The organism is Deminuibacter soli (genome assembly GCF_003412455.1).
Classification (GTDB): Bacteria; Bacteroidota; Bacteroidia; order Chitinophagales; family Chitinophagaceae; genus Deminuibacter; species Deminuibacter soli.
Map to the genome: position 1 here is coordinate 490,928 of NZ_QTJU01000002.1, position 11,625 is coordinate 502,552.

Here is an 11,625-nt window from a genome sequence, read left to right on the forward strand (position 1 = left end):
CCGCTTTATTATAACTACTGATTGATACATGAATAAACAACAACTGATAGCGCAGATACAGGAAAAACGTTCTTTTTTATGTGTAGGGCTTGATACGGATATTACCAAACTGCCCGCACATTTACAGCAACACCCTGATGCAGCGTATGAGTTTAACAAGGCCATTATTGATGCCACGAAAGACCACTGTGTTTCCTATAAAATAAATACCGCCTTTTATGAATCCATGGGTTTGAAAGGCTGGGAAATAATGGAAAGAACACTGGCCTATATTCCCAAAACACACCTGAGCATTGCAGATGCCAAACGCGGCGATATCGGCAATACCGCTGCGCAATATGCGAAAACCTTTTTTGAAGTATTGCCTTTTGATGCAGTAACCGTAGCGCCATACATGGGTGAAGACAGTGTACGCCCGTTCCTGGAATACGATAATAAATGGGCCATTGTACTGGGCTTAACATCCAACAAAGGCAGCAACGATTTTCAGCGTTTAATGGTGCAGCATGCAGCCGATGATACGGCCCTGCTGCCGCATATTGTAGCACCCAACAGGCCACGTGCTTTATACGAAGAAGTGCTTACCAAAGTAGCAGCCTGGGGCAGCACCGATAACCTCATGTTTGTAATTGGCGCCACACAGGCCTCGCAGTTGCAGGATATACGCAGCATTATACCCGACCACTTTTTACTGGTGCCTGGTGTTGGCGCACAGGGTGGCAGCCTGGAAGAAGTAGCGAAGTATGGCAAAAACAAAGATTGCGGCCTGCTGGTAAACGCCAGCCGTGCAGTAATCTACGCCGCAACAGATGAAACATTTGCCGAAGCAGCTGCCAGGGCCGCCAAAGATTACCAGGTGGAAATGAGCAGTTACCTGTAGAACAGGGTTGAATGACTTTATGGCTGGGTGGTTGAATTGTTTTATGAATGCTGTGCCACCGGGTATTTCGTTAAATTTGGATATGGGTGATTACGCAACAAATCCGCATGCTAAACTGGTAGCATTGTTAACCACATTGGTAAAAGCCGTTGAGGCGGACACTGCTGTGGTGCAGGATGTGTTTGAGCCGGTACTGTATGCAAAAGGACATCAGTTGGTGATGCCCGGTAAAACAGCGCGGTTCATGTATTATATCAATACCGGTTACATACGCACTTTTTACCTGGACGATTTAGCGGAGGTAACAACCAATATTAACTGTCCGCTGGGATTTATTACTGCTTTTGACAGCTATGTGACCCAACAGCCTGCAAGTGAATACCTGGAATGCATAACCGATTGCCAGTTGCTGCGCATCAGCAAGCAGGCGCTGGACAACCTGTTTCGTAAAAGCCCCGTATGGGCAGAAGCGGGCCGTTTAATTAACGAACAGGTAATTGTGTACAACGCGCAGCGTACACGGGATATGGTCACCGTTTCGGCTGAACAGCGTTACCTTAACCTGATGGAAGAACACCCCGATTTTTTTCAGCACATACCACTCCAGTATCTCGCATCATTTATCGGCGTTAAGCCTGAATCGCTGAGCCGTATCCGCAAAAGATTAAGTTTTCCTAACCCGGGTTAATTATTACTCTGCCAGCTGTACTGAGCTTTGTGCCATAAACTGTACAATATGCAATCAGTAAAAGGGAAAACAGCATTTATTACGGGCGCCTCATCAGGTATTGGTAAAGCGTTTGCTTATCATTTGGCTGCTCGGCAATGTCATCTTATACTTACCGCGCGCTCAGAAAATGCACTGCACGAAATTGCCCGTGATATAAGGCAGCAATACCAGGTGCAGGTAACCGTATACGCCGGTGATCTGTGTGATGCCGCTATGCCGCAGCAATTGTTTGATAAAACCAGTAAGGACAGTCTGCAGGTAGATATACTCATAAACAATGCGGGCTTTGGCAAGTGGGCTCATTTCCTGGATGAAACCATCGCCAGCTACGAAGAAATGATTGCGCTTAATATTACTGCGCTGGTAAAATTAACCCACCTGTTTTTGCCTCAAATGCTCACAAGGGGAGAAGGCGGTATCATTAACATTGGCTCAACAGGCTCGTTTCAACCCTGCCCGTATATCGGCGTGTATTGTGCGTCCAAAGCTTTCGTACTGAGCTTTTCAGAAGCCTTGTATGGTGAGTATTTTAAAAGGGGCATCCATATTACGGCAGTTTGCCCCGGCAATACGCAAACGCCCTTTTTCAGCCGCGCCAATGCCAACACAAAAGGCATGGGCTTCGATACACCCGAAAAGGTCGCTAAAGACGGTCTGTCTGCCCTATTAAAAGGAAAGAACTACACCGTAATTGGCTTCGGTAACTACCTGCAATCACTCAGCTCCCGTTTCTTCACCAGGAAAATGACCATTGGCATTGTGGGCAATATCTTCAGGGGCAAGGTGAATGCGATGGTTGCCAGCCGTGTACTATAACAATTCAATCCATATACCATCCTGCCTACATCCCTTTCATCCCCTGCATGCCACCTGCTGATTGTACCATTTGCAAATGCATTTGTATAATGGGAAGGTATTTTGCCGTAAAGGCTTTAAGACGTGTATTGGTGGTACTGTTCCATTCTGTTTTAAATAAGGCTACTGCCTGTTGGTGTCCTTTTAACTGTGCCATCAGGTAAGCCCGGTCAAAGTCATGGCCCTTTTTCTGCATCAGTGTTTGCAGTACCATAGCATGCTCGTTGTCGGGCTGGGAGGGCAGTGTTACCTGCATACTGTCTGCAATGGCCTTTAGTTCGGTAAGGCAGGTGGTATGGTCTGTCACCATATTCTGACCAAAGGTTTTCACAGTATCGCTGATGCCCTGGCCAAGTGCCAGCTGACCAGCCTGTATCTCAGCCATATTGGCAATGGCGGCCTTGGTCATAAAGTCACGGTCTGCCTGGCTTAATTCAGGCGCGTTGCGTTTGTTGAACGATAGTAACAGCAAACAGACTGCAATAGCTGCTATGCTGCAGAGGAGTAGTTTTTTCATGGCTCGCTTTTACGCGAGCTGTGGCAAAAAGCATGCTTGCACTATAACTGCATACCTGTAATGCAATTATGTTATGGCCAGGTAGTACTGCTGTGGAAATAATGGGGCAGCTGCGGGCATACCCCGCCATCAACCATTCAACCGGTAAGCCATAGATTGAACACTTGAACAATTAAACCTTGGAACGGTATAAGCTTTACAGCTTGCTGTAAGCAGGTTTGGTGCGCCGGGTGCTGACCTTGTTGTTGCGTAACAATTCCTGCAGGTCAATGGCTTGTTTTTTTAGTGATTCGCCGTCTCCAATTTCATAGCCGTTGCTGATGAGTGCGTCGGCTGCTGCAATAGCCTTATCAGGCATGTCCAGGTACAGGTACAACAGGGCGGTGTTGTAAAAACTGCCATAGCGCATTTTGCGGGCTGCCTTGTCGGCCGTGTTGTATTTGCGGGGCAGTGAAAGAAAATAGTCGAGTGCTGGTTTCAGCTGCGTATAAAATTGTTCATTGTTTGCATCCTCCAGGTTAACCACGGCATCTTTTACGGTTTTTAAAGCGCTTTGCTGGCTGACATATTCAGGGTGCTGTTTATCGGCCAGTATCCACAGGTGTTCGTAGCTGTTTACGGTTCCGTACCCAAAGTTGTAAGTGAGCTCCATGCCCATGGTACCTGCTGCATTGTTTACAGCAGTTACCAGCAGGGCTGTTGTAATACTGTCTGCATGCTGCTGCCAGTAGGTTTCTGCTGCTGCGCGTGTGGGCAGGGCAGGGGTGGTATAGGTGGTTTGTGTACCCAGGGTAGTATTGCTGTAAATACGTTTATTGGCAGCATCGTAAGCATTGCCTGTACATACAATGGTATAGGGCAGCTGCATGCTGTAACCGCTGGGTTCCTGTTTGTCGTTGTACTGGGTGGTAATACTGGCAGCACCCGGTGTAATGCTGGTAGCGCTGAAGTACAGTTTAACGGGTGCTTCGGTTTCCTGTTTTTCAAATCCCTGTATCCCCGCTATATCGCCCAGCGCATCGGTTGAAAACAAGGTATCGGCATTGGGCGGCAGGGATATGGTAATGTTGTACGTGTGTATGTTTTTATCAAGCGGGTGATGGGGCAGGTTGCGGTAGCGGATGAAATAGTGAAACCTGTCAAGGTCTACCTGCTGCGCAAACGCGCACGAAGCTACTGTACATGCCAGCAGCAATAAAGGCAATTGTTTCATAACAAAGATTTAGGGGTGTTGCCGCTACTAAATTAACAAAATCTGCTATATAAAAAAGGGGCAATACCGTTTCCGGTATGCCCCTAACCTTGACCTCACTTAACTGTAAACTTTACCTTTTAGCTTTTTTATAGCTGACCGCCACCCAGTGCGCGGTACAATTCAACAACAGCGCTCAGTTGCTGGCGTTTAATATCTGCCAGGCTCAGCTCGCTCTGCAGGCTGTTGGTCTGTGCAGTAATTACTTCCAGGTAGCTGGCCATACCGCTTTTGAACAGCAGTTCCGCATTGCTGATGGCATGCTGTAATGTATCAGTACGGGCCTTTGTGATCTGTGCCTGTGATTTCAGCTGGTTAATTTTCACTACTGCATCCGAAACTTCGGTAACAGCAGTGTAAACAGATTGCCTGAATTGTATCACGGCAGTTTCACGGCCTATTTTTGCAGTTTCAAGCTGTGTTTTCAGCTCCCTTTTCTGTAAAATGGGTTGTAAAATAGCACCTGAAGCCAGGCCGAACAACGAACCCGGGATATTAAACCAGTTGCTGGCTTTGAAGCTGTTTAAGCCGCCGCCTGCGGTAATGTTCAGCGCAGGATACATGCTGGCTTGCGCCACACCTATTTGTGCGGTCGCTGCTTTCAGCTGCAGTTCCGCAGCACGTACATCGGGACGCATCTGCACCAGGCGGGCAGGCACACCGGTTGAAAAAGTATCTGCAACAGGTAATGTTGCAAAGTTGTTGGTGTGTGCAATGGTTTGCGGCAAATCACCTGTTAACAGGCGCAGTGCATGCTCCTGTATGGTGCGGGCCTGTTCCAGCTGCGGTATCAGCAGGGCAGTGCTCTGCTGTTGTGCAGTGGCCTGCTCTACTGCCAGTGTGGTTACTTCACCTGCATCGCGCTGCAGTTTGGTGATGGCTAACACACGGTTGGCGAGATCCAGGTTTTTGCGGGCAATATCCAGCTGTTCTTCCAGCATCAGCAGGTTATAGTAACCTTGTGCAATAGTGGCTACAAGCCCTGTCTGCACTGCTTTTGCAGCTTCTGCCGTTTTCAGGTATGAGGCTAAAGCCACCGCTTTTTGCTGGCGTATTTTGCCCCATATATCGGCTTCCCATGCAAGGTTTAAACCAACGGTGTAATCTTCAATATGCGCTTTGCCCAGGAAGGTGCTGGCGCTTTTGCCATTCAGACTGTTGTCAGAAGGGCGGCTGATCTGTGCAGATACCTGGCCGTTAACGGTTGGGCCAAAGGCTGCCCTGGCCTGTAGTAACTGCTGTTGTGCTGTTTCAATATTTTTAACAGCGATCTGCAGGTCAAAATTGTTTTCGATACCGCGTTTAATCAACTGCTGCAAAGTAGCATCAGTGAAAAATGTTTGCCAGGGAATAGTGGCAATGCTGGTGGTATCGTAGGTAACTGCTGTACTGTCGAACGATGGCGGCAGTGCCAGTGCAGGTGCCTGGTTGTTTTTGCTCACCCCGCATGCGCTCCATATCACTGCTGCAGCAGCTATAACGGGGAAACTGAATATTTTCTTACTTATCATAATCTTGTTTTTTGAGCTGTCAGCCATCAGCAATGAGCTGTGAATTTATAATTCTGACTGTTCTTACTTTGTATTCCTTTGTACTTGCTCCGGGTGCTTCGCGCTGCTGTTGATCATTTCCTTCCTGTTCCGTTCTGTATCACTTGTTCCTTGCTTTCACAACTCAAAGCTGAAAGCCTGCAGCCCTGTTTAACCCTGGCAGGTTGTTCACGCCGGGCTGCCTTTCACACATCAAACCTGCATTGCCCGGCGTTTAAACCTATACCTATAGCTATTTATCTAAAGAAAGTGTTCCGTGTTGCAAATCATTGCCTGTTTCAACAATGGGTTTGCGGGTAGATACTTTTTCGTGCAGGTACTGGAATATCACAAACAGTACAGGCACAATGAATATACCGAGTACCACACCGGTAAGCATACCACCAATGGCACCTGTACCAATTGAGCGGTTACCCAGCGCAGATGCACCTTTGGCGCGCAGCAGCGGTAACAGGCCCACGATAAAGGCAAAGGAAGTCATCAGGATCGGGCGCAGGCGCAGCTGTGCTGCTTCCAGTGCCGATGCTACCAGCTTCATACCCGATCTGCGGCGTTGAACAGCGTATTCCACAATCAGGATCGCGTTCTTGGCCAGCAAACCTACCAGCATGATCAGACAAACCTGAACATAGATGTTGTTGTCTACGCCCATCAGTTTAATAAACGAGAACACACCGAATATACCCACAGGGATAGAGAGGATGATCGCGAGCGGCAGTACATAACTTTCGTACTGTGCACTCAGCAGGAAGTAAATAAATACCAGGCTCAGGATAAAGATGAACACAATCTGCGAGCCCGCTTTAATTTCTTCCCTTGTCATACCGGTCCATTCTGTGGCAAAGCCTCTTGGCAGTACCTGCGCTGCAGTTTCTTCAATGGCTTTAATGGCGTCGCCGGTGCTGTATCCTGGTTTGGGTACACCGTTAATGGTAACCGCGTTGTACAGGTTGTTACGGGTTACGGTTTCTGGTCCGTATACGCGTTTCAGTGTAATCAGCTGGTTAACGGGCACCATTTGTCCCAGTTTGTTTTTTACATAAATATTATCGAACGAAGCTGCATCTTCACGGTAATGCACATCGGCCTGCGCCATTACGCGGTAGTACTTGCCAAAGCGGTTAAAGTCGCTTACAAAGCTGGAACCGTAATAAATCTGCAGCGTACGCAGCAGGTCGCTTACCGATACATTCAGCTGTTTGGTTTTATTGTCATCTACCTCAATCATGTACTGCGGGTTGCCCGATGCAAAGGTGGTAAACGCATAGGCGATTTCTTTGCGTTGCATCAGCGCGCCGATAAAGGCATTGGCAGTGCTGCCGAGCTTGTCCAGCGAACCGTTGTTCTGGTCCTGCAGCATAAATTCAAAACCTGCCACGTTACCAAAACCCTGGATGGTAGGGAAGGTGAAGAAGAACGCGTGTGCATCTTTCACGTCGTTGGCTACTTTGCCCGACATGGCGGCTGCAATGGTATTTACGTCTTTCAGTTCACCTCTTTCATCTATGGGTTTCATGCGTACAAAACCGGCTCCGTAAGGTGAGGCGTTTGCGTTGGAGATAAAGTTCAAACCTTCCACGTTGTAACGCCTGTCGGCAAACGGCTGTTTTTTAATCAGGCTGTCTATCTCTTCCATGGCCTTGTGCGTTTTGTCAAGTGAGCTGCCCGGAGGTGTGTTCACTGCATACAGCAAAAAGCCCTGGTCTTCTGTTGGGATAAAGCCCGATGGTGTGCGGCGCATCATAAAGAAGGTGGCCGCTGCAATCAGTATCAATGCACTGATGGCTACCCAGCGCTGCTTGAATAAAAAGCGCAGGCTGTTAAGGTATTTGTTGGTCATGGCCTGGAAGCCTGCATTGAACGCATTGAAGAAGCGTCCCATGAAGCCTTTGCGTTTGCCATGATTTTCAGCAGGGTTCTTCAGGAACAGGGCACAAAGCGCAGGGCTCAGTGTTAAGGCATTCACCGCCGAAATAAGGATGGCGATGGCCAGCGTAAATGCGAACTGTTTATAGAACACACCCGCAGGGCCCTGCATAAATCCAACCGGCACAAACACCGCGGCCATTACCAGGGTAATTGATATGATGGCGCCCGATATTTCACTCATCGACGATATGGTGGCTTCCCTTGCAGGCATGCCCGTATGTTCCATTTTCGAGTGTACGGCTTCCACCACCACAATGGCGTCATCCACCACAATACCAATGGCAAGTACCAGCGCAAACAGGGTGAGCAGGTTAATGGTGAAACCAAACAGCTGCAAGAAGAAGAACGTACCTACAATGGCCACCGGTACAGCAATAGCCGGGATCAATGTTGAACGGAAATCCTGCAGAAACACGAACACCACAATGAACACGAGTATAAATGCTTCGAGCAATGTGTGTTTTACCTGTTCAATTGAGCCGTCGAGGAAATCTTTGGAGTTGTACATAATGGTGGTATGCAAACCCTTGGGCAAATCCTTTTCAAACTTCTTCAGCAGGCGTTCTGCTTCTGTTAATATATCATTGGCATTGGAACCGGCAGTTTGAAAGATGGCAAGGCCCGTAGTGGCGTGGCCGTTCAACTTGCTGTTAGATGAATAGGTGTACGAACCAAACTCAACCCTGGCAACATCTTTCAGTCTTACCACAGAACCATCCGAATTGGATTTGATGATCACGTTTTCGTAATCTTCATTCTTGTTCAGCTTGCCTTTGTATTTCAACACGTATTCAAATACCTGTGAACTGCTCTGGCCTAAACGGCCGGGTGCTGCTTCCAGGCTCTGGTCTTTAATGGCATCGGTTACTTCCAGCGGTGACAGGTTGTAAGCGATTAAACGCTCTGGCTTCAGCCAGATGCGCATAGAATAATCCTTGGTGCCGAACGGCTGCGCATCACCCACACCGGGTATACGCTGCAGTTTGGGAATCAGGTTAATCTTGAGATAGTTCTGCAGGAAGGTTTCATCATAGGTGGTGTCTTCAGAATAAAGACCAATGAACATGATGATACTGTTCTGCTGTTTTTGTGTAGAGATACCTGCCTGTATCACTTCCTGCGGTATCTGGCTGGTGGCCTTCTGTACACGGTTCTGCACGTTTACGGCAGCGATATCAGGGTTGGTTCCCTGTTTAAAGTATACGGTGAGCGACATGCTTCCGTCGTTACTGGAGTTGGAGGTCATGTACGTCATGTTCTCCACACCGTTCACCGCCTCTTCAATAGGGGTGGCGACAGAACGGGCTACTACTTCGGCATTGGCGCCTGGATAGCTGGCTGTTACCAGTACGCTGGGCGGCGCAATGTCGGGGAACAGGGTGATGGGCAGGGAGAAGATAGACAACCCGCCCAGCAATAGCAAGATGATGGAAACTACCGTAGATAAAACCGGCCTTTCTATGAATTTCTTAAGCATAATGTCTTTGTTAATTGTGAAAAGCGGCTGGCAGGTATGCGGGTTGCGCCCGCAAGGCCTGCCTGCTGCTTACAGGGGCAGTGCGGTACGTAAACTGTCGGCAGACATTGGCTGTGGTACTATCACAGCGCCGTCTGTCAAACGGTCCATACCGGCGAAAACGATCTTCGTTCCGGGCTGCAGGCCTTTATCTACCAGGTAATACGCTGTTGTATGACCAGTGATGGTGAGCGGTTTGCTGGCTACTTTGTTAGAATCGCCTACAACAAACACATACACTTTGTCTTGCAGCTCATACGTAGCTGTTTGCGGAACAGCAACTGTTGAACCACCGCTGGTGCGTGGAATGCGTACTTTACCGGTATTGCCTGAGCGGAGGATGCCGCCTTCATTAGGGAAAGTTGCGCGGAAGCTGATGGTGCCCATGGTTTTATCAAACTGGCCTTCTACCAGTTCAATTTTACCTTTGGCAGCATAAATGCTTTTGTCTGCCAGCTGCAATTCAACCGGTGGCAGGCTGCGCAGTTTTTCGGTTACTGTTTTGCCCGGCGCATTGTTGGTGAACTGTAAGAAATCGCTTTCACTCATAGAGAAATAAGCATACACTTCTTTAATATCACTCAACACGGTCAAAGGCTGTGCTTCACCGCGGCCTACAAGGCTGCCTGTTTTAAACGGAATGCGGCCAATGTAACCGCTAACCGGAGCTTTCACCAAAGTGTAACCGAGGTTGATGCCTGCATTGTTGCTGGCAGCAGTAGCCTGGTTTACCTGTGCTTTCGCTGCGTCATAAGCTGCCTGTGCTGCTTTCAGCTGCACATCGCTGATAACGTTGTTCTGCACCAGTGGCTGCAGGCGGTTAACTTCAATGGCAGCTTTTTCCATATTGGCTTTGGCTGCCTGTATGTTGGCCTGCGCATTGTTTACCTGCTCGCTGTAGGGGCGGTCGTTAATCTTAAATAATGACTGGCCTTGTGTTACATAGGCGCCTTCTTCCACATATATTTTATCGAGATAACCATCTACCTGCGGGCGAATGTCAACATTCACTTTGCCTTCAATGGTGGCTGAAAATTCCTGGAAAGTAGTGGCCTGTGTGGGCGTTAAACTCAAAACCGGCAAAGCTGGTGGCGGAGGCGCCTGCTGGCCTTGTTCGCCGCCTGCGCTCGTTGTGCAGCTGTACAGGGTAATAGCGAAAAGCAGTGCAATAAGTGGCCCTGTCTGCTTGTGCAGACTTGCCTGGCTGAAAACGTTGTTCATAAAAAAATTGCTTAAATGTTAAGTGGTTTCTGTTTCCTCAGGTTACGGGTGCATCTTTTTCGTATGGATCAGGCAATAGTTGATCAGCTTAACGTTGACACGCGTTTTAACGCCGTTAAGTGATTGAGCAAAAAATTAGAAACGGTTATATATTCAGTATGAGTTTTCTACAGATTTCCAGTTGGCAAAATTACTGCGATCGTTAGTGATATGGGTGTTATCCATCATGGCTTTCACCCATTGCTCAGTTTATAAAACCGCTGGCAACAGCAGGGGATTTTATAAACAAAGTTCTTTTTAAATAATGCGAATCAGTTGGACATATCATGGTTTATCTTGTCCATTTCAACGCTTTGATTATGGCAGCTAAGTTAGCAGCAAACACGGCAGGGCCTTTTGTCAGTAACTGCCAGTTACTTGCCATTTTGCGACAGTGCCGCTTGTGCATTACAGTAGGTAAAACTTGGGCTAGTTAAGCATCTGGCTTACTATTCCGGCAATCGCATCTTTGAGGATCAGCTCATTCAGATTCGGTGAATCATCGTCTGACTGATGCAATGCTTCGGGGTTACGGGTAATGTTGATGGAGATTAATCCATGCACTACCGACCAGCAGGTGAAGTATTTAAGGCAAGGGTCTGCATCAGGGTGTTTGCCCGATGCAATAATTTCCTGGATTGTACTGTTAATCATTTCTGCGCACTCTTCCGATTCGGGTATGCCGTTCTTAATAGTGCAGCAACCCATTTCAACACCGTACATCAGCTGGTAGGATTCCCTGTTGGCAAAGGCGAAATTCCAGTAAGCCATCCACATCGCTTCAAGCCGCGCAGGTGCATTGTCAATATGCGCCTGGTACGCTGCTCTAATCATCTCGCACAGCTTAACAAATCCTTTGCGGGTAAATTCCTGCAACAAAGCTTCCTTGTTCTCAAAATGACCGTAAATAATGGGTGAGGTATATTCTATGCGGTCTGCTATTTTCCGCATCGAAAGGGATTGCCAGCCCTCTTCTTTCACAATTTGCCAGGCTGCATCGAGTATCTGGCAACGCACTTCCTCCTTCTGCCGCAATTTTCGTTCTTTGACACCCATTTTTCTTACATCATTAAATTACTTAACACCGTTAGGCAAAATTACACCTTTTCGAATCTCTTCCAAATATATTTATAACG

The 11,625-nt window shown here is 47.9% G+C and carries 9 protein-coding genes; 3 read left to right on the forward strand and 6 right to left on the reverse strand.

All coding sequences use genetic code 11. From position 1 onward, the window contains the following. Window positions 1–28: 28 nt before the first annotated feature. From pyrF to DXN05_RS08570, 3 genes are all read left to right on the forward strand, one after another. Window positions 29–880: an orotidine-5'-phosphate decarboxylase gene (gene pyrF / locus DXN05_RS08560; protein ID WP_116846805.1), complete on the forward strand. Its 852-nt coding sequence runs from the start codon at window positions 29–31 to the stop codon at window positions 878–880. Window positions 881–962: 82 nt separating this feature from the next. Then, window positions 963–1,568, forward strand: coding sequence for a Crp/Fnr family transcriptional regulator (locus tag DXN05_RS08565; protein WP_158559173.1), 606 nt, complete (start codon window positions 963–965; stop codon window positions 1,566–1,568). 48 nt (window positions 1,569–1,616) lie between these two features. Then, window positions 1,617–2,426 carry an SDR family NAD(P)-dependent oxidoreductase gene (locus tag DXN05_RS08570; protein WP_116846807.1) on the forward strand — a complete coding sequence of 270 codons (810 nt, stop codon included), beginning with the start codon at window positions 1,617–1,619 and terminating at the stop codon, window positions 2,424–2,426. 25 nt (window positions 2,427–2,451) lie between these two features. On the opposite strand, the gene DXN05_RS08575 is transcribed toward DXN05_RS08570, so the two are convergent. The 6 genes from DXN05_RS08575 to DXN05_RS08600 form a co-directional block, all read right to left on the reverse strand. Next, window positions 2,452–2,982, reverse strand: coding sequence for a DUF4142 domain-containing protein (locus tag DXN05_RS08575; protein ID WP_116846808.1), 531 nt, complete (start codon window positions 2,980–2,982; stop codon window positions 2,452–2,454). Window positions 2,983–3,178: 196 nt separating this feature from the next. After that, complete coding sequence (locus DXN05_RS08580; RefSeq protein WP_116846809.1) at window positions 3,179–4,195, reverse strand: hypothetical protein; 1,017 nt, start codon at window positions 4,193–4,195, stop codon at window positions 3,179–3,181. 128 nt (window positions 4,196–4,323) lie between these two features. Next, window positions 4,324–5,745 (reverse strand): efflux transporter outer membrane subunit, encoded by a 1,422-nt coding sequence (locus tag DXN05_RS08585; RefSeq protein ID WP_116847145.1) that lies wholly within the window; start codon window positions 5,743–5,745, stop codon window positions 4,324–4,326. Between the two features lie 271 nt (window positions 5,746–6,016). Continuing rightward, window positions 6,017–9,190 (reverse strand): efflux RND transporter permease subunit, encoded by a 3,174-nt coding sequence (locus DXN05_RS08590; protein WP_116846810.1) that lies wholly within the window; start codon window positions 9,188–9,190, stop codon window positions 6,017–6,019. Window positions 9,191–9,259: 69 nt separating this feature from the next. After that, window positions 9,260–10,450 carry an efflux RND transporter periplasmic adaptor subunit gene (locus DXN05_RS08595; RefSeq protein WP_116846811.1) on the reverse strand — a complete coding sequence of 397 codons (1,191 nt, stop codon included), beginning with the start codon at window positions 10,448–10,450 and terminating at the stop codon, window positions 9,260–9,262. A gap of 468 nt (window positions 10,451–10,918) precedes the next feature. Beyond that, window positions 10,919–11,524 carry a TetR/AcrR family transcriptional regulator gene (locus tag DXN05_RS08600; RefSeq protein ID WP_245975163.1) on the reverse strand — a complete coding sequence of 202 codons (606 nt, stop codon included), beginning with the start codon at window positions 11,522–11,524 and terminating at the stop codon, window positions 10,919–10,921. Between the last annotated feature and the right edge of the window lie 101 nt (window positions 11,525–11,625).

Coding starts and splice junctions, on each gene's coding strand:
- DXN05_RS08595 (WP_116846811.1), bottom strand. CDS start 10,450: ATGAACAACGTTTTCAGCCAGGCAAGTCTGCACAAGCAGACAGGGCCA.
- DXN05_RS08585 (WP_116847145.1), bottom strand. CDS start 5,745: ATGATAAGTAAGAAAATATTCAGTTTCCCCGTTATAGCTGCTGCAGCA.
- DXN05_RS08570 (WP_116846807.1), top strand. CDS start 1,617: ATGCAATCAGTAAAAGGGAAAACAGCATTTATTACGGGCGCCTCATCA.
- pyrF (WP_116846805.1), top strand. CDS start 29: ATGAATAAACAACAACTGATAGCGCAGATACAGGAAAAACGTTCTTTT.
- DXN05_RS08575 (WP_116846808.1), bottom strand. CDS start 2,982: ATGAAAAAACTACTCCTCTGCAGCATAGCAGCTATTGCAGTCTGTTTG.
- DXN05_RS08580 (WP_116846809.1), bottom strand. CDS start 4,195: ATGAAACAATTGCCTTTATTGCTGCTGGCATGTACAGTAGCTTCGTGC.
- DXN05_RS08590 (WP_116846810.1), bottom strand. CDS start 9,190: ATGCTTAAGAAATTCATAGAAAGGCCGGTTTTATCTACGGTAGTTTCC.
- DXN05_RS08565 (WP_158559173.1), top strand. CDS start 963: ATGGGTGATTACGCAACAAATCCGCATGCTAAACTGGTAGCATTGTTA.